Origin of the sequence: Pseudomonas sp. H26/SER47-MNA-CIBAN-0231, from assembly GCF_040310465.1 — a bacterium.
In the GTDB taxonomy this organism is placed as follows: domain Bacteria; phylum Pseudomonadota; class Gammaproteobacteria; order Pseudomonadales; family Pseudomonadaceae; genus Aquipseudomonas; species Aquipseudomonas atacamensis.
The window spans coordinates 60,025-77,382 of the sequence record NZ_JBEOPW010000014.1 but is presented as its reverse complement, the minus strand read 5'-3'; the positions used below and the strand labels follow the sequence as shown (position 1 = coordinate 77,382).

The following is a 17,358-nucleotide window of genomic DNA, read 5'->3' as shown; positions in this document are numbered from 1 at the left end:
CCTCCTATTTTACAAACCCTACGAGTGCCGGCGTCTGCCCGAAAGCGGTTGTTAGTACGCGGCAGCTTTTGGCCGAAAGCGGCCCGTTACGACTGCTGGCTGATCGCTGGCAGAGCGGCCAAACTGATGATTACAGCCCGTTAATCGCATCGATCGGGACAGACTGGGAGTGGGGAAGTACTTGGTCTCCTGCGCATGGTCATGACCTTCTCCGTCCCTCTTTCAAGCATCGGAGCGTTACACCAGATGGCAGAGTTACACGCCTAAAGGGTTGTGTACGAATCTGATGTAACATCAAAAATATTCAGTAAATACTGTTATTTACCAACCATCGTTACACCAGTTACACCAGTTACACCAGTTACACCAGTTACACCAGTTACACCGCATTTTTGAGGGGTACATACCCCCCACACCCCGTAAGCATTAATTCCACCAGCGAGCGTCAGGTGTATCTCCCGCAGTGCGCCGGGGCCCCTGAGGTTTTCTTCGAGACACGGGGTCGGAAACCCGCGGGACTGTGTTAGCGAAAAGGTACCCATCTCAGTGAACAGGTGAACCGGGTGAACTCACAGTTCACCGGTGCAATTGGGCAATTGCACAAACTTGCCGACCCATTTGCATTCGACCTGACCAGTCATTTGCATCGAATTTGACCAGTACGAGCCGTCGACATGACCGGCAAGGAACACCCAAAGCTGACCTTTTGGGTAAATTTTTGTCACCTCGTGAATGGCATCTTCAAGGACTTTGCGATCCGAGCTAAAATTTTTATGCATTTTTCAGAAACAACGAGCGGTGGTTCGTCAATCATGTAAAGCAGGTGTTCGAACGCTACTCCAGCCTCGTTGTGATCGACATAATCCAGAACTATCTCACCACCATTCTTTAAACCTGCCTGAGCTAATGCATGGTCTTCCGGTACAGGGCCGAGCTGGTCGTATGCAATGGACATCAGCGTCGAGATTTCCTCAAGTGCCTCAACGAAATCGGCCCTCAAGTCGTTGTTAAGGTGGCTCATAACAAACATTCCTTCGATTATGGTGACCTGCGCTCCGTTCCCGTCTGGTCGATTGTTGCCCAAAACCTGGTCTTTGCGCACGCGCTTGGGAAGCTAAGGTCGACTGTCCGTTCTTGGATCACGCTTTACCCATTTCCTCGTACGAAGCATCGACGAACGTGATGTGCTCATCCCAAGCAGCTTCAGCTAGATCCCGGATAATTTCAGCGAGCGTCTCAACATCCACCTCCTGAGCTTCGATGCAGGCCAAGCGTCCGGGCGACCAGTCGATGACGGAACACTGTGGATACTTCCTTAGTAGTGCGGACAGCGCTTCCTGAGGAGGCTCTTTGTAGGTATACATGAAGTCAAAGTACGGGGCACTGGCATTCTGAAGCGGGTACACCAGAGCCCAGGCATTTGATGGGCCGGGAAAGCAAATATGGACATTACGATGCGCCCATTCCGGCCCACTGTGTTTGATGTGGCGAAGTACTTCGATGATCGAATGACAATTGGCTATTCGGATCATGCGATCAGGGTCAAAAACGTCCAGCCAGGCCCAGGCTGGGTTGCTGCGTTGCTGCGTTGCTGGTCAGAGGTGCAGTCATTCTTGTTTTTCTCTTCATCGCATTACCTTAGGTTCGCGTCTGCTCTTGGCCGATGTCTGCCCGTCGCGAAGGGCAGACATCGACCCAATGCTGTCTGTCGCGACCGCAGGCGATTGCGGCCAGTAGCGAAGAACTGCCCGATCTTGTATTAATTTCTTAGCCAATTCAGCCAGAGCGTTCCAGGGACGTCGGATCGAATGACACATTCGCCTTACTTTGAGCATCAGGCACAGGCTGCCATTCAGCAGTGGTGGAGTCGATTTCGCGCAGAGTCCATTGCTGGGGGCCGGACCAGGACAGTTCTATGTAGGGGCCTTCAAGTACTTCGTTCGCTATTAACATCTCGACTTCGTCGGCAGGTCCCGGGAGCATGCCTCCGACAGCAATGGGCATGCGCTGACGCAAAAGGATGTTGAGCATGCACAACAGCTCGGCATGTGATGTGTAATGCACTCTGTGCTCCCCGACTTCCGTGTAGGCAAACACCAGATTGCCCGATACTGAGTCTACGGAGCTGATCAAAGTGAGATGCGCCGGTGGCCGGCCTGACCCCTTTGAATAACGTAGTTTGATAACCGCGCCCCTCTATATATTTCGCTTTATGAAATCGGAGAGCTTCGCGGCTTCATTGCGTAATTCGTCGAATCTTTCGTTTAGCTCAACATGGCCCGGCTTCCAGCAAAGAACGCCATTGTCATGGCTTTGACCAAGAATGAGATCATTGAATGAGCCCATTCCGCCATAGGCTGACTGTAGGTACTCAATTCCGGAGTAATCAGACGCCATTAAGCGTGCTCTTGCCTTACGCATCCACAGGCTCCAGTGAGTATCTCCATCGCTCTCAAGCATTGCTGCAAGCTGATCAAGAACGCAGATCAGTTCTTCGGTTTTCGGTCCCATTTCTTAACATCCTTCAAGTGAAACACGGTATGGGAAGTAAGTCCCGCTGCCGAGTGTTTCTTGTCAGTCTCGCTGCATAAGCTACTGTTTCGCCATCAGGTTGTCCAAGGGCCGCTTTTGGCCGAAAGCAGACATTCGCTGACATGTCCACCTGCGTAATATCTCGCAGCTTCCTACAAGCAGAACCTTCAGCCGATTGTGGCGGGCTTATCTATTCAACATCGCCAGCTTCAAGCGGAATTCGCCTGATAACGTCGTCATAAGGCACCAGATCGAGAAAGGCAGTGACCTCAACTGCCTGCAGATTTTGCATGCGCATGATCCATACGTAGCTGTTGCGATAAGGCGCGCCGTCGGCTGCGGTGGCGGTGCCGTTCCAGTGCACAACGACGTCATCGCCTTCAGCCCAGATATCCGTCACCGTCGGGCGGACGGGCGAGGCGAGCCGTTTTGCGAAGGGTTGAACTGCGCGTTTCAGGAAGTCATCCCGGCCGCGATAAGTGCCCGCCGAAGGGCTCGTCCCCTTGATTGTCCAGATCACATCGGGAGCCCGCACATCTGTGAAGAACGTCCGGCCGCCTTGAGCCCACTGGTTGAACGCTTGCGCAATGAATTGGCGGTTGCGTTCCGTAGTCGGTTCGCTGGCCACGGCGGGCGCCGGCCCTGCAATGAGTGTAGTGAGGACCAGTGCTAGCGCTGTAGAGAGGCGTTGAACAAACGTCATTTCCTGTGCTCCTTAATCTGTCCGATGAGCCCCGTCGAGTTGGATGGGCCGTTGTTGTTATCTGTAAGCCGCTAGTTGCGTTCCCCGACATATGGGGCATTGGCAAAGAATCGTTGGCGCGGGACATGGATAGGCCGCAAGTACCTCGGGCCTCATCTGAAGTGTGACTTACGAGCGGAGGAGGGCTGTTGCACGATCCTCCTGACTTCTTGCTTGATCATCCGATACCAGATGTTTAACCGCCGCATCGCCACGTTATGGAGTTGTGTTTGAATTCCCTTTCAAACCTTGTCGATATCGTTGGTCCTCACGCCCGGCATGGCGGCATTCACATTCCGGGTGTAAGGCTGATTCGTTTGGCTACGGCCACGATACCTATGCCGGTGGTGTGCGACTCGCTTGGCTGTCATGCCCTGATAGCTATACTCGCTGATAACTCGCCGACCCCTTGGCTCCTCGAGGCTGAGGGCACTTCAAATCAAAGGAAGTCTTCGTAGGTGCGCGATTGATAGGTCAGGCTTTTCAACAACTTGGGATCAAATGACAGTTGAAAAAGGCTCTGCGGCAAGAGCTGGGGGGATTCGATCACGCTTGTCGATATCCGCCCTGTATTCGCATCACGCCAGGTCGCGCTGAGCCGATGCCCCTCTGGAACGGTTTCGACCCTCAACCACACTTGGCCACGTACGTCGCTGGCGCCGAGGGCACCCTGCTGGGTCAGCAGGCGGTCTTTGCCTCGAAGCGAGAGCTGCAGTGTCGCCAGTTCGTAGCCTTGATCCTCAACCTGGAAGAACGAAACTACCGTGGACAGCCAGTCAGGTGAAAGTGGCCGATGTCGAACTATCGCACCAATCACGAGTGGGTCATTCAGCCAGCGGCCAGCTTCGGCCAGCGTTGCGTAGCCTCCATCCAGCTCAAGCGCTAAGCGTCTGCCGTCAAACATATCTGTCAAACGAATGCCTGCCCCCAACAGCACGCTATCACCGATCAGGGTGCTGATATCGTCTAATGGCAGCTCCCCGGTACTCGGCAAGATTTCACCCAGGCCTCCTACGAGTCCCAGAAGATCGGACTGCCAGAACTCGGGCTTGGTCTTGCGCAGGAACTGCGCATATTCATTCACCGCCGCATAGGACCCTGTCTTCTGCGCAATATAGAGCGCCAGCTTGGAGCGATAATACCGGTCCACCGTCCCCACATTGGCTTCGGCGAACGTCAAGGCTTTGGGGGCGTCGAACAGTTTGAGGTTATCGAATGCCAGCATCTTCATCGACCAGTCGTAATCGGCGTCAGCGATGATATTGCGCGAAAACGGGAGGAAAGCGCGGTCGACCTTGAGCCGCTCCAGCAACAGTCCCTGCTTCCGCTGCCCCAAGGATGAGTCGTTAACCAATTGTGTAAGAATTTTGCCGGTCGGGTCCTCTGTCCAGGATGGTGCGAATAGGCCGCGACTACGCGTAAGGATGGTCAAGGCGTCGGAGAACTGTCCGACATCCGATGAAGGATCCTGAAGGATGGCGAGCAGACGCTGCCGCTCAGCTTCTGTCAGCGAAAATGAACCACCACGCCCATTCAGATGCTCACGAGCGAAACGCACCGTGTAGGCGTCCAGCAGCGCTTGGGTGCGCATTGCATCAAGAGCCTTGCTTTCATCGCTATTGCCATCCTCGAAGCGTAACCACCGATCAACTTTATTTGTGAAGGTGTTAGTCAGGCTATCAGTAAGGTTCTTGTAGCCGAAGAATGCTCCCACGGCCAATAGCAGGGTGATGAAGGTTCCGACCGCGAGAATCCACTGCTTGATGTGCTGAAGAATCGACAACGTCTTCTCAATGGCCCGCTCGGAGACCTTCGCTTCGGCATTGCCGATCTGGCTTTGGACTTCGTAGAGCAGACGAGCGCTCGACGTCTTGAGCTCTTCCAGCTCCAGGTGGAGGGCTCGGTTTTGCTCAAGCGCCTCGGCACGCAGTTGCGCCGCCGCCTTATCCAGATGCAGGGAAATGAGGTCATTGGTATCAGACAACAGTTTTCTTCCTTCTATGTTCAGCCATATTCAAGGCTCCATTGATCTCCTGTAACCGGCAGCCGTTATTCATCGCCGACGGGCAGCTCTTCCGTTACGGGCCTGCTGCGAAACCGGGTATTTTCAACTTGGAAATGCGCCACAAGTTTCGATAACTTCACCATCCGTACGCCCATCAAGACCACCGTCTGCCCCGATATACACATCCGTACTTGGCCACTTCGGCTTAACCCGAACACAGTGCGCTTTCCCTGCGTTATTCCAATCAAACTCCATAAAGAACTGATCACTAGGAAAAATGTGTCCGGCGCCTCCCGTGGTTTCACCCGGGTAGATCTCGCCCTTTGAAATCTCGTGCTGAACGTTGAGGATGTAACCGAGGCGCCCCTGTCCCTTGTCAGAAAAATGAAAGCTCACTTGGGGAGTGGCGACGTACCAGAGGATGATGGGAGCAACCAAGAGTGCTCCTGCCCAGCGCCAGATACGCCGTTTCGGTTTATTTGCAGACATGATCACGCGTGCCGTCTCCCCAGCTTGAACGTGGTAGCGCCAGGACTTCGTCCATGAGCATTTTTGCGGTTACTCCACCGGTAGGATGCTGCTCGTACAATTTGATGCCGATACTGATCGAAACCCGATCGCCAATGTCATCCCACGCCCGCAGCCCTTCAATATCAGATGAGCGGTGAGGACCTTTTCGCTCGTCCCACTTCTGAATTTTCCTGATGGAGTCTGACGCAATCTGCTCGAGGCCGGCACCGTCCAGAAGAGCGCTTTCGGTGAGGCCACCCGCGCGTCCCACGTAGCCATAGTGGATGTTGGACCAGATGTCGTAAAAGTAGTCGAGCTGACCATGCTTCTGCCATGCGCCACCGAACTGTTGCCCAATCGTGACTTTATGATCCCAAGGTCTGTTCTGTCCGACGCGCTCAGTCCAAAGTGCCATTGCTGTAACGGTATTACCTAGTTGCATCGCCTGAAAATTCGGCGGTGAAAGGCGCGCATACCAAGGTAGCTTTTGAAACTTCGCATTCTCCGCTGCGGCGTCGAAGCTATTGAGCTGTTTCATTTTGAGAATCGATGGATGGTTGATATTTCGGTTCATCTCTCCGGCGATGTAGGTGGCTACCTGCTCCATCATGTCCGGGTCTTTGCATGTCTTTGGAGGTTGGGGTTCAGGCTTTAAGTCTGGTTTTTTCGAGGCGGCTTGGGGAGTTACCAGCGCGTTGGCGGCAACAGCTTTTTCTTTCAGCTTTGGATCGGCGAGCAATGTGGCCATCTTCTGGTCGTCCACTGTTCCGTCAGGACGAAATGCTCCAAGGGCCATGAAATTGATGATGGTTGCGCCACCCGCATCGCCCATTACGAAGCCGCCGCCCACATTGCCTGAGCCGGTTATGATCGTTCCACCATGGCTGGTGGGACTGCCCAAGTGAGCCATCGGCCGTCCGTTCACTTGGATAGATGGAAAGCCAGTGGTGATTACAGCGCCACAGCCGCAGGTGTCACCAACCCGAGCAGACCCCATGAAATTGATGTTCACATCACCGCTGGCAGATGCGATCGGTGTTGTAGCATGACCGGGCAGTGGGCAGACGTGCTTGTCGCCCAGTCGAGCGGAGGGAGTCATTCGTCATCCTTGTTGTGTAGTTACAGCCTCCATTCTTGAGGCTTAAGGCGTTTTTTCAGGTCGTGGAGATTAACGCAACGAACGGCGGCGAGTCAGCAGGAAATGACCGCCGCCAGATCGAGGCGAATGCTTACTCCACCGGCACGACGTTATCCAACGCCTGATTAACCGCCAGCTCGCCGAGCATCACTACCTGCGCGATACCTTGCAGTGTCTTGCGAGCAGATCCTTCAACCATCCCAATCACGTCACTCAGCATCACCGAGGCCGAGCCCAGCGATTCGCTGGCGTTGACCAGCAATTCTTCAGTCGCGGTTTTCGGGTTGGCGAGGAACATGCTGCTGGTTTGGTAGGGCGGGGTTTTGAGGGTGTCGGTGGGTTTGAGGTAGTGGTCGAGGGCGCGGTCGGCGGCTTCGTGGAGTTTTTTTGAGTCGAGGGATTCGTAGGGGGAGGTTGCGTCTGACTGTGGCGGGTTGGGCGTTACTTTGAACATGGTGAAGCTCCATATGTGACCAAGGGAGCCATCACTCTCGCTACCAAACGAAGGGTGGTGGCCATACGAAGGTTGGTAGACCGGCCCACATGGAAAAACCGGCGCGCTCGAAAACGCCCTGCGCATGGCCACCATAAAACCGATGCGAAAGCATCTGCATAGGATGACGTTATGCGCCATGTGGAAAGCGGGCTACCAAACCCGATCACTGCTTTCAGTGACCGGCCAACGATAGAACCCCGGCCCGAGGCGCACAAGCCGGCGGATTCTGGCGTAGTCGTAGGCAATGGCGCAAGGCGTTGTAGCTTGCTGGAATAGTCTGGATGTCGGTTTTAAACGCGGTGTTTAGGGAATTGGTTTTGGCTGATGTTTTGTGTTGATCGGGCTGCGGTCTTCGCGAGCAGGCTCGCTCCCACAGGTGTCGAGTTGGCAATGTTTATAGCGCCGTGCCGACAAGCCCCATCACAGATTTTGAACTTTGCTTTCGGCGCCATTTCCATTGTTTGAGGTGCCACCCTCCAGCTCCTACCCACCTGAACCAAGGAATGACCGTGACGGCTCCCACTCATAAACCTGCTCTGCGCCGGGCAATCACTTTCCCGATGCTGTTTCTGTTTATTCTCGGCGATGTACTCGGCGCGGGTGTTTACGCACTCGCCGGAACGATCGCGGGGGAAGTGGGCGGCGCGATTTGGGTGCCGCTGCTGATCGCATTGTTCTTCGCCATGTTGACGGCAGGTTCCTACGCGGAGCTGGTGACCAAATATCCCCACGCCGGCGCCGCTTCGGTGTTCGCGGAAAAGGCGTTCAAGTCGCCGCTCATTTCCTTCCTCGTCGGTTTCTGCATGCTGGCGGCTGCGGTCACCAGCGCTGCGGGTTTGTCGCTGGCGTTTGCCGGTGATTACCTCAACGCCTTCGTTGACGTATCGCCGCAGATTGCAGCGCTGGTGTTTCTCCTGGCTATCGGCCTGCTCAACGCGCGGGGGATCAAGGAGTCGCTCGGGGCAAACCTGGTGATGACCGTGATTGAACTCTCCGGGCTGATTCTGGTGATCGTGGCTGCGGTCTGGTATTTCCGCACAGGCGATGCGGATCTGGGACGGACGCTCACGTTCAAGCCGGGCGTCAGTCCCGTGCTGGCGGTGCTGGGGGCGGCATTGTTGGCGTTCTATTCCTTCGTAGGCTTCGAAACCTCGGCCAATCTTGCGGAGGAAATCAAAGACGTGCGCAAGGTCTACCCGCGCGCCTTGTTCGCCGCTTTGCTCACCGCTGGCGTGGTTTACATGGCGGTGGGTGTGGCGGCTTCTTCGGTGTTGCCTACCGAGAAGTTGGTGGCAACATCAGCGCCTTTGCTCGAAGTTGTCCGCGCATCGACCCTCGCAATCCCGCCGGCGCTGTTCTCCTTTATTGCGCTGATCGCTGTGGCCAACGGTGCGTTGTTAACCATGATCATGGCCAGCCGATTGACCTATGGCATGGCGAATCTGGGGCTGTTGCCGAGCGTTCTGGGCGCTGTGCTGCCTGAACGAAAAACTCCATGGGCTGCCATTGTCGCAACGACCTTGGTCGCCATTGCCCTGACACTTACAGGGACGCTGGCAACGCTGGCAGAGACGGTGGTCTTGCTGTTGCTGTTCGTTTTTCTGAGTACCAATGTGGCGGTGCTGGTTCTTCGTCGTGACAGGGTAGAGGAGGACCACTTTCGCGTGCCGACCTTTGTCCCGGTGCTTGCGATCGTGTCGTGTCTGGTGCTGCTCAGTCAGCAGGGGTGGGAGACGTGGTTGCGGGCGGGGGCGTTGATCATTGTCGGGATGTTGCTGCATGGCTTTTCTCGTATCAAATTTTCCGCGATCAGTAAGGCCGGGTAGTGCAGCAGCTTGGGGAATTGGTGTTGTTTGGGCGGGCGTATTCGCGAGCGGGCTCGCTCCCACAGTGGATGGGTGGTGTTTTTCAGAATGAGTCACACGTTGTCAGTCGGCGGGCGGGTGAGTAAGCTGCCGACATGAATCAGTCCTCAGTTTCCCCATCCTTCCCCGGCCCGCGTGGTCCCGTTGATCACGACATTCGTGATCAGATTGTCGCGGCGGCCAACGAGCATTTCAGCCAGTACGGCTACGCCAAGACCACGGTGTCCGATCTGGCCAAGGCCATCGGTTTCTCCAAGGCGTACATCTACAAATTCTTCGATTCCAAACAGGCGATTGGCGAAGCCATCTGCGCGAATTGTCTAGGGCAGATCGTTGCGGCGGTCGAGGAGGCGATAAACGAGGAAGAACTAACGCCCACCGAGCGTTTCCGCCGACTGGTAAAAACCGTGATCGCCACGGGTGTGAATCTGTTCTTCAACGATCGCAAACTCTACGACATTGCCGCGTTTGCAGCGGGTGAGAACTGGCCAAGTGCGCAGCGTTACGATGCGCAGATCAAGCGCTTTATCACCGACATTGTCCGCGAAGGGCGCGAGGCCGGTGAGTTCGAGCGCAGGACGCCGCTGGACGAGACGGTCGAGTCGATCCACTTGGCGCTGCGGCCCTTCGTCAATCCACTGATGCTGCAACACAACCTCGACTTTATCGAAGTGGCGCCCACGCTGACTTCGAACCTCATCTTGCGCAGCTTGATGCCTTGACCCTCTGCTGATCCGAATACTCGGATCAGTCGCCCCAACCCCATCCTGTTCCTGACGCAACGACATTTCCGCTGTCCTGATGGTGACTCTTGACTGGTATGGTCACTAGGGAAACATGGCCGCCGCAGTTTGGTTATTTCAGTGCTGGGTACCGGGGTTCGTACAGCGCGAAATACAAGAACAGCGCCAGCGGGCTCGGTACTTCTGTCAGCTATCGCTTCTGATTCAGCGCTGAACATCGGGCCGGTGACCGTGTGACTGTTGACGATATCGGTCACAAGACTGAGAATATGATGATCATCCTATTTTCAGTAAAGGAATTCCATGCGCCGGCTCCGACCTTTCCCCCTCGCGGTATGTTTGTTGCCCTTGGCCCTGACGGCGTGCGGGGATTCCTCCAGCGCAAAAGATCCACGTACCTTGGCGCCGATTGTCAGATCGGCAACGGTGCAACCGGCAGAAAATGGATCTCGATCATTCACCGGCGTCGTCGCTGCGCGCACCCAGGGCGATCTGGGCTTTCGCGTTTCGGGCAAGCTGCTCGAGCGTCTGGTTGATACCGGTCAGACGGTCAAGCGCGGCCAGCCACTGATGCGCCTCGACCCGATCGACCTCGGCCTGCAGGCGCGAGCCCAGCAAGAAGCGGTGAGCGCCGCTCGCGCCCGAGCCATACAGACTGCCGGTGACGAAGCGCGCAATCGCAAACTCGTCGCCGCCGGCGCTATTTCGGCATCGGCCTACGATCAGTTCAAAGCCGCCGCTGACACCGCCAGGGCGCAGCTCAATGCCGCTGTGGCGCAAGCGGACGTAGCGCGCAACGCCTCGGGTTACGCGGTTTTGCTGGCGGACGCTGATGGCGTGGTGGTGGAAACTCTCGCCGAACCGGGGCAAGTCGTCAGCCCGGGACAACCGGTGGTGCGGCTGGCGCGGGCCGGTCAGCGGGAGGCCATCGTCCATCTGCCCGAGACCTTGCGCCCCGCGCCGGGCTCAACCGCTCAGGCAAAACTGTATGGCGATACGTCGGCTGCCGTGAGCGCAAAACTGCGTCTGCTTTCCGATTCGGCCGACAGCACAACTCGTACTTTTGAGGCGCGCTATGTGCTTGAAGGCAGGTTGGCCAATGCGCCGATCGGTTCGACAGTCACCCTTGATATCGCCCAAGGTTCTGCACCAAAACAGGCGCTTAAGGTGCCCGTCGCCGCGATCTACGACCCGGGCAAAGGCCCCGGCGTGTGGGTCATCGCCGGCACACCGGCGACAGTGGCCTGGCGCCCGGTCGAGGTGCTGGGCTTGAGCGATGACTCGGCCCGTGTCGCTGGCCAGCTCAACGTCGGTGAACCGATTGTCGCGCTGGGCGCGCATCTGCTGCGTGATGGCGAAGAAGTGCGCTTGCTTGCCCGCGACGACGGCCAGATTGCCGGGAGTCGTCCATGAGCGAGGGCCGGTTCAACCTTTCCGCCATCGCCGTGCGCCAGCGTGCGATCACGGTGTTTCTGATTTTTCTGATCGCCGTGGCCGGCGTCCTGTCGTTCTTCAAATTGGGCCGGGCGGAAGATCCGCCGTTCACGGTCAAGCAGCTGACGGTGATCACGGCGTGGCCGGGGGCGACCGCGCAGGAGATGCAGGATCAGGTTGCCGAACCCCTCGAAAAACGCTTGCAGGAACTGAAGTGGTACGACCGCTCGGAAACCTACACGCGACCGGGACTGGCATTCACCATGGTCTCGTTGCTCGACAGCACACCGCCGTCACAAGTGCAGGAAGAGTTTTATCAGGCACGCAAGAAGCTCGATGATGAAGCGATCAGGCTGCCGGCGGGTGTCATCGGGCCGATGGTCAACGACGAGTTCTCCGACGTGACCTTCGCGCTGTTCGCCTTGAAAGCCAGGGGCGAGCCGCAGCGCTTGTTGGTGCGCGACGCGGAAACTTTACGCCAGCGCCTGTTGCACGTGCCGGGGGTGAAAAAGGTCAACATCATCGGCGAGCAGGCCGAGCGGATATTCGTTTCGTTTTCCCATGATCGGCTGGCGACGCTGGGCTTGTCGCCGCAGGACATCTTCGCCGCGCTGAACAATCAAAACGTGCTGACACCCGCCGGATCGGTCGAAACCAAAGGGCCGGAGGTTTTTCTGCGCGTCGATGGCGCGTTCGACACGCTGCAGAAAATCCGTGACACGCCTGTTGTCGCCCAAGGCCGAACACTCAAGCTGTCTGACGTGGCCACGGTCGAGCGCGGCTACGAAGACCCGGCGACCTTCCTGGTGCGCAACAACGGCGAAGAAGCGTTATTGCTCGGCGTGATCATGCGCGAGGGCTGGAACGGTCTCGACCTGGGCAAGGCGCTGGATGCCGAGACAGTCAGGATCAACGAAGAAATGCCCTTGGGCATGACGCTGTCGAAAGTCACCGATCAGGCAGTGAATATCGACTCGGCCGTCGGCGAGTTCATGGTCAAGTTCTTTGTCGCGCTGCTGGTGGTCATGCTGGTGTGTTTTCTCAGCATGGGCTGGCGTGTCGGCGTCGTTGTGGCAGCGGCGGTGCCGTTGACCTTGGCGATCGTGTTTGTGGTGATGGCGGCCACCGGCAAGAACTTTGACCGGATCACTCTCGGCTCGCTGATTCTGGCGCTCGGCTTGCTGGTCGATGACGCGATCATCGCCATCGAAATGATGGTGGTGAAGATGGAAGAGGGCTACGACCGCATCAAGGCCTCCGCTTATGCCTGGAGTCATACGGCAGCGCCAATGCTGGCCGGTACGCTGGTGACGGCGATTGGCTTTTTGCCCAACGGATTCGCGCAATCAACGGCGGGCGAATACACCAGCAACATGTTCTGGATTGTCGGCATCGCGCTCATTGCTTCGTGGGTCGTCGCCGTGGCTTTTACGCCGTACCTGGGCGTGAAGCTGTTGCCGGACATCAAGAAAGTCGAAGGCGGGCACGCGGCAATCTACGACACGCCGCGCTACAACCGTTTCCGGCGCGTTCTGGCGTGGGTGATCACGCGCAAATGGCTGGTGGCCGGTGCGGTGGTCGCGCTGTTTGCCGTTGCGATTCCAGGCATGGGGCTGGTGAAGAAGCAGTTCTTTCCGACCTCTGACCGCCCCGAAGTGATGATTGAAGTGCAGATGCCCTACGGCACGTCCATCGAGCAGACCAGCGCCGCGGCGGCCAAAGTCGAAGCCTGGCTGCACAAGCAGGATGAAGCCAAAATCGTCACCGCCTATATCGGTCAGGGTGCACCACGGTTTTTCCTGGCAATGGCGCCGGAGTTGCCGGATCCGTCGTTCGCCAAAATCGTCGTGCTGACCGACAACCAGGACGCTCGCGAAACCCTCAAGTTGCGTTTGCGCGAAGCGGTCGCCGCAGGGCTTGCTCCAGAGGCGCGGGTTCGGGCGACGCAAATTGTCTTCGGTCCATATTCGCCATTCCCGGTGGCCTACCGGGTGATGGGGCCTGTTCCGGCGAAATTGCGCGACATCGCCGAGCAGGTCAGGGCGGTGATGCAGATCAGCCCGATGATGAGAACCGTCAACACTGACTGGGGGCCGCTGACGCCGACGTTGCATTTCAACCTGGATCAGGACCGCTTGCAGGCAGTGGGGCTGACGTCCAGCGCAGTCGCCCAGCAGTTGCAGTTTCTGCTCAGCGGCGTGCCGATCACGGCGGTGCGCGAAGACATCCGTCCCGTGCAGGTCGTCGGCCGTGCGGCGGGCAATATCCGCCTGGACCCGGCGCAGATCGAAGGCTTCACCCTGGTCGGCGCAGCGGGGCAGCGCATCCCGCTGTCGCAGATCGGCCAGGTCGAAGTGCGCATGGAAGACCCGATCCTGCGCCGCCGCGATCGCACGCCGACCATCACCGTCCGTGGCGACATCGCCGAAGGTTTGCAGCCACCGGACGTTTCCGGCGCAATCATCCAGCAGTTGCAGCCGATCGTCGAAAAACTGCCTTCCGGCTACCGGATTGAACAGGCGGGCGCCATCGAAGAATCCGGCAAGGCCGGCAAAGCGATCCTGCCGTTGCTGCCGATCATGATCGCCATGACGCTGCTCATCATCATCGTCCAGGTACGCTCGATCTCAGCGATGATCATGGTCTTCCTTACCTCGCCGTTAGGCCTGATCGGCGTGGTGCCGACGCTGCTGATCTTCAACCAGCCATTCGGCATCAATGCGCTGGTCGGGTTGATTGCGCTGTCGGGGATTCTGATGCGCAACACGCTGATTCTGATCGGGCAGATCCATCACAACGAGCAGGAAGGGCTGGCGCCGTTCCACGCCGTGGTTGAAGCGACAGTGCAAAGGGCGCGGCCAGTGTTGTTGACCGCGCTGGCGGCAATTCTCGCGTTCATTCCGCTGACCCACTCGGTGTTCTGGGGCACGCTGGCGTACACGCTGATCGGCGGCACGTTTGTTGGCACCATCATCACGCTGGTGTTTCTGCCGGCGATGTATGCGATCTGGTTCAGGATTCGGCCTGAGAACAGGGGGCAGGTTCAACCCTCGCGTTCGGTATAAGGTCAGGTTTGAAAGAGGCCCGTCAATGACGGGCCTTTTGCTATCCGCGACTAACTCTCTCTCTTGGCTATTGGAGATTTTCAAGTGTGCGAGTTGACCCTCGTCATTAACCAGGTCCGCCGCTTATACAGGATGTGATTAATAAGCATCACAGTTGTTTGCGAATTTTGCGGATCAGATTTTCCCGTCATTGAAAGAATGCGTTTTGCTGTGGCTAACTTGCTGAAATATAAGTGCGAAAATTCATTTATATCTGTTTGAAATAATGCGCCTGATGTTTTGCGCGACTTTCTCTTAAGAAAAACAGTTTTCATTGGCAAACAAGCTGTTAGGCGGCCATTTATTTTTTAAATTGACGCGACGTAGATGGCGGGGCTAGTTTTTTCTCCAACTTGCTGCGCTGCTTTCTACGTTATTGCGTATCGCACGATCGAATCTTGTTCGAATGCCATGGCGAATTTCATTTGCCTGGGTATTGGACTTTGTTCGCTCTAAACTTTTTAAAGGGAGAGTCAGTCGTCATGGATTGTTTAAAGGAAACACGTGTTGGCAATGTTCTATCGGGATGGAATCACTTGTCGGTAGTCGGGCCGATAAATGTGCAGAATACCGCCGGCGCGCGCGTTCAGCTGTCATCGGGCGAATGGCGCGATGATTATATTATGGGCTGGGGATCCTGCCTGTTGGGGCACGATAGTCCGGTCATCAAAAACTCCATTCTCAAGGCACTGGAGCGGGGCTTTCTTCAGCAGTATGAGACCGATGAACATCGTCTGTTGAGTGAGCGGTTCTGTGCGGTCCTCCCCTGCGCCGAAAAGTTGCGGCTGGTCAACTCCGGACTGGAAGCGACCATGTATGCGACGCGTATCGCCCGTGCCGTTACCGGTCGACGCATCATCATCAAGTTCGAAGGGCATTTTCATGGGCTGAATGATTCTTTGACCTGGAACGTGGATTCTTCACCGCGCTCTGGCGCGTTATTGGCGGGAAGAGAACTGGAACGTTTATCGGGCACTGTGGGAATTCCTGACGAATTCGGCAACTTGACGGTTTCGGTTTCATGGAATGATCTGGAAGCGCTGGAAAATGCTTTTGAAAAATACAAGGACGATGTGGCAGGGGTGATCCTGGAACCTGTTGCATTGAATATCGGATGCATCAGACCGGATGAAGGTTTTCTGCAAAATGTGCGTGCGCTGACCAGTCGTAAGGGTGCGCTGCTGATCTTCGACGAAGTGCTCACCGGTTTCCGCGCAAACATTGGTGGTGCGCAAAAGGACTTCGGTGTCGTACCCGACATCGCCGCCTTCGGCAAGGCGTTCGGCTGCGGCATGCCGATCGCGGGTATTGCCGGTAAAGCCGAATACATGGACGTAATCGCACCACGCGGTCCTGTTCAGGTCAGCGGGACCAATACGGGGCGATACCTGTCCGTGTCCGCCGCGCTTGCCGCCATCGAGCATTTGCAGGATGGAGCGGTGCACCGCCACATCGCCGCGCTGGAATCGCGCTTGAAGGCCGGGCTTAGGGACGTTTTCGATAAACACCACATACCCTGTCATATCGATGGGTACGGCGGTCGAATCGGCGTCCACATCGGAACCTCCGAACGTCCTCGAACCATGAGGGAGATAGAGCATTTCTACCCGATCGACTTTGCCCAGAAGTTGTTCGCCCTGCTATCCCGTGAGTACAACTTGTATGGCTTTTTGATGCCCCTCAGTTATTGCCCAGAGCCTGTCACCCTGAGTGCATCGCATACGGCTGAAATGTTGGCGGACGCCTGTGAGCGGCTTGATTCGGCACTCAAGAGGGTTCAGTACCATGCCAAATGAACCTGTTACGAAGATTCGCCTGCGGCGATTTGCAAAGGCTGACATGGAAGCTGTTCTGGGGTTGGTCGCCCAGATTGCCTCTGGCGAAGATCTTACCGAGTCTGCGGGTCAGCAATTTGCCAATGAACTTGCCAATCCTCAATTTGAGGGGGGGCGATTTGTCGCCACAGTAGACGGACGGGTGATCGGGACGATGGGCTGCGCCGCAGGTCCGATCCCCTCGAAGTATGTCCTGTGGGCAGACTGGTTGATTGTTGATAGCCAATACCGTCGATACGGGGTGGCTTCGTTGTTATATGACGAAATTGAAAAGTATGCTCTGGCAAATGAAAAGACATGGTTATGTCTGGATATAGGAAATATTGACAAAGAACGTGCAGCCTACCGTTTTCATTTACGCAATGGTTTTCAAATCGTCGGGCAGCTTCCCGATTACTGGGGAGAACTTGAACACCTGAACATCATGGCTAAATCTCTTATCTCAAAGGAATGAATAATCATGGGCGTTTTAAGTGACATCACTGCATTGCAGGATGAGGCGGTTTATTGCCGCGAAAAAGGTTTGACTATCGGTCTTTGTCACGGCTGTTTCGACATCGTACATCCTGGGCACCTTTATCATTTGCAACGTGCCAGAACAATGGTGGATCGATTGTTCGTGTCAGTTACCGCCGACCCATATGTCAATAAAGGAGCGGACCGGCCGGTATTCCCCGATCAAAAACGCGCAGAGTTTCTTGCCTCTATTCGCTATTGCGATCATGTCATCGTAAATCACACACCCACTGCTGAATTGATGATCAAGACGCTACGTCCCAACCTCTATTTCAAGGGTGCGGATTACAGTGACGGGTCAGACGTGAGACTTCAGGCGGAGCGCGCACTGGTTGAAAGCGCAGGGGGGCGAATGATCTTGACGGACGACAAGATATTCGACTCGACGTCCAGAATCGCCCGGCTCGTCATGTCCACGCACAGATGACAGGTAAGCAA

15 protein-coding genes are annotated in these 17,358 nt (G+C 56.4%); 7 read left to right on the top strand and 8 right to left on the bottom strand.

Going from position 1 to position 17,358, the window contains the following annotated elements:
• Positions 1–721 precede the first annotated feature (721 nt).
• From AAEZ10_RS19885 to AAEZ10_RS19850, 8 genes are all read right to left on the bottom strand, one after another.
• Complete coding sequence (locus AAEZ10_RS19885) at positions 722–1,021, bottom strand: MafI family immunity protein (protein ID WP_071171977.1); 300 nt, start codon at positions 1,019–1,021, stop codon at positions 722–724.
• Positions 1,022–1,139: 118 nt separating this feature from the next.
• The gene (locus AAEZ10_RS19880) at positions 1,140–1,532 is read right to left on the bottom strand and encodes a hypothetical protein (RefSeq protein WP_256205732.1); all 393 of its coding nucleotides are present in this window, start codon (positions 1,530–1,532) and stop codon (positions 1,140–1,142) included.
• A 664-nt stretch (positions 1,533–2,196) separates the two neighbouring features.
• Positions 2,197–2,511 carry a DUF6966 domain-containing protein gene (locus AAEZ10_RS19875; RefSeq protein ID WP_071171979.1) on the bottom strand — a complete coding sequence of 105 codons (315 nt, stop codon included), beginning with the start codon at positions 2,509–2,511 and terminating at the stop codon, positions 2,197–2,199.
• Positions 2,512–2,722: 211 nt separating this feature from the next.
• On the bottom strand, positions 2,723–3,235 hold the full coding sequence (locus AAEZ10_RS19870; protein WP_350570626.1) for a nuclear transport factor 2 family protein: 513 nt from the start codon (positions 3,233–3,235) through the stop codon (positions 2,723–2,725).
• Positions 3,236–3,713: 478 nt separating this feature from the next.
• Positions 3,714–5,258: a hypothetical protein gene (locus AAEZ10_RS19865; protein ID WP_071171981.1), complete on the bottom strand. Its 1,545-nt coding sequence runs from the start codon at positions 5,256–5,258 to the stop codon at positions 3,714–3,716.
• Between the two features lie 123 nt (positions 5,259–5,381).
• Positions 5,382–5,768, bottom strand: a complete 387-nt coding sequence (locus AAEZ10_RS19860; RefSeq protein WP_071171982.1) for a hypothetical protein — start codon at positions 5,766–5,768, stop codon at positions 5,382–5,384.
• Positions 5,755–6,888: a polymorphic toxin type 44 domain-containing protein gene (locus AAEZ10_RS19855; RefSeq protein WP_258717490.1), complete on the bottom strand. Its 1,134-nt coding sequence runs from the start codon at positions 6,886–6,888 to the stop codon at positions 5,755–5,757. Before AAEZ10_RS19855 ends, AAEZ10_RS19860 begins: the two co-directional genes overlap by 14 nt.
• A gap of 130 nt (positions 6,889–7,018) precedes the next feature.
• Positions 7,019–7,381 (bottom strand): DUF6124 family protein, encoded by a 363-nt coding sequence (locus tag AAEZ10_RS19850; protein ID WP_151551890.1) that lies wholly within the window; start codon positions 7,379–7,381, stop codon positions 7,019–7,021.
• Positions 7,382–7,926: 545 nt separating this feature from the next.
• Here AAEZ10_RS19850 and AAEZ10_RS19845 point away from each other — a divergent pair.
• The 7 genes from AAEZ10_RS19845 to AAEZ10_RS19815 all read left to right on the top strand — a co-directional run bounded on the left by AAEZ10_RS19845 (position 7,927) and on the right by AAEZ10_RS19815 (position 17,347).
• On the top strand, positions 7,927–9,249 hold the full coding sequence (locus tag AAEZ10_RS19845) for an APC family permease (RefSeq protein WP_350570622.1): 1,323 nt from the start codon (positions 7,927–7,929) through the stop codon (positions 9,247–9,249).
• A gap of 134 nt (positions 9,250–9,383) precedes the next feature.
• A complete protein-coding gene (locus tag AAEZ10_RS19840; protein ID WP_122507016.1) occupies positions 9,384–10,010 on the top strand; it encodes a TetR/AcrR family transcriptional regulator in 627 nt (208 codons plus the stop codon).
• Between the two features lie 324 nt (positions 10,011–10,334).
• On the top strand, positions 10,335–11,444 hold the full coding sequence (locus AAEZ10_RS19835; RefSeq protein ID WP_110645719.1) for an efflux RND transporter periplasmic adaptor subunit: 1,110 nt from the start codon (positions 10,335–10,337) through the stop codon (positions 11,442–11,444).
• Positions 11,441–14,530 (top strand): efflux RND transporter permease subunit, encoded by a 3,090-nt coding sequence (locus AAEZ10_RS19830; RefSeq protein WP_350570619.1) that lies wholly within the window; start codon positions 11,441–11,443, stop codon positions 14,528–14,530. The genes AAEZ10_RS19835 and AAEZ10_RS19830 overlap by 4 nt, the downstream gene beginning before the upstream one ends.
• 521 nt (positions 14,531–15,051) lie before the next feature.
• A complete protein-coding gene (locus tag AAEZ10_RS19825) occupies positions 15,052–16,365 on the top strand; it encodes an aspartate aminotransferase family protein (RefSeq protein ID WP_350570617.1) in 1,314 nt (437 codons plus the stop codon).
• Positions 16,355–16,858: a GNAT family N-acetyltransferase gene (locus tag AAEZ10_RS19820; RefSeq protein WP_039758832.1), complete on the top strand. Its 504-nt coding sequence runs from the start codon at positions 16,355–16,357 to the stop codon at positions 16,856–16,858. The genes AAEZ10_RS19825 and AAEZ10_RS19820 overlap by 11 nt, the downstream gene beginning before the upstream one ends.
• A 6-nt stretch (positions 16,859–16,864) precedes the next feature.
• On the top strand, positions 16,865–17,347 hold the full coding sequence (locus AAEZ10_RS19815) for an adenylyltransferase/cytidyltransferase family protein (protein WP_039758830.1): 483 nt from the start codon (positions 16,865–16,867) through the stop codon (positions 17,345–17,347).
• Positions 17,348–17,358 lie beyond the last annotated feature (11 nt).

What these genes read in the sequence shown, in the direction of transcription:
- AAEZ10_RS19855 (WP_258717490.1), bottom strand. Translation starts at nt 6,888, where the DNA reads ATGACTCCCTCCGCTCGACTGGGCGACAAGCACGTCTGCCCACTGCCC.
- AAEZ10_RS19840 (WP_122507016.1), top strand. Translation starts at nt 9,384, where the DNA reads ATGAATCAGTCCTCAGTTTCCCCATCCTTCCCCGGCCCGCGTGGTCCC.
- AAEZ10_RS19875 (WP_071171979.1), bottom strand. Translation starts at nt 2,511, where the DNA reads ATGGGACCGAAAACCGAAGAACTGATCTGCGTTCTTGATCAGCTTGCA.
- AAEZ10_RS19870 (WP_350570626.1), bottom strand. Translation starts at nt 3,235, where the DNA reads ATGACGTTTGTTCAACGCCTCTCTACAGCGCTAGCACTGGTCCTCACT.
- AAEZ10_RS19885 (WP_071171977.1), bottom strand. Translation starts at nt 1,021, where the DNA reads ATGAGCCACCTTAACAACGACTTGAGGGCCGATTTCGTTGAGGCACTT.
- AAEZ10_RS19860 (WP_071171982.1), bottom strand. Translation starts at nt 5,768, where the DNA reads ATGTCTGCAAATAAACCGAAACGGCGTATCTGGCGCTGGGCAGGAGCA.
- AAEZ10_RS19815 (WP_039758830.1), top strand. Translation starts at nt 16,865, where the DNA reads ATGGGCGTTTTAAGTGACATCACTGCATTGCAGGATGAGGCGGTTTAT.
- AAEZ10_RS19850 (WP_151551890.1), bottom strand. Translation starts at nt 7,381, where the DNA reads ATGTTCAAAGTAACGCCCAACCCGCCACAGTCAGACGCAACCTCCCCC.
- AAEZ10_RS19830 (WP_350570619.1), top strand. Translation starts at nt 11,441, where the DNA reads ATGAGCGAGGGCCGGTTCAACCTTTCCGCCATCGCCGTGCGCCAGCGT.
- AAEZ10_RS19825 (WP_350570617.1), top strand. Translation starts at nt 15,052, where the DNA reads ATGGATTGTTTAAAGGAAACACGTGTTGGCAATGTTCTATCGGGATGG.
- AAEZ10_RS19880 (WP_256205732.1), bottom strand. Translation starts at nt 1,532, where the DNA reads ATGATCCGAATAGCCAATTGTCATTCGATCATCGAAGTACTTCGCCAC.
- AAEZ10_RS19820 (WP_039758832.1), top strand. Translation starts at nt 16,355, where the DNA reads ATGCCAAATGAACCTGTTACGAAGATTCGCCTGCGGCGATTTGCAAAG.
- AAEZ10_RS19845 (WP_350570622.1), top strand. Translation starts at nt 7,927, where the DNA reads ATGACCGTGACGGCTCCCACTCATAAACCTGCTCTGCGCCGGGCAATC.
- AAEZ10_RS19835 (WP_110645719.1), top strand. Translation starts at nt 10,335, where the DNA reads ATGCGCCGGCTCCGACCTTTCCCCCTCGCGGTATGTTTGTTGCCCTTG.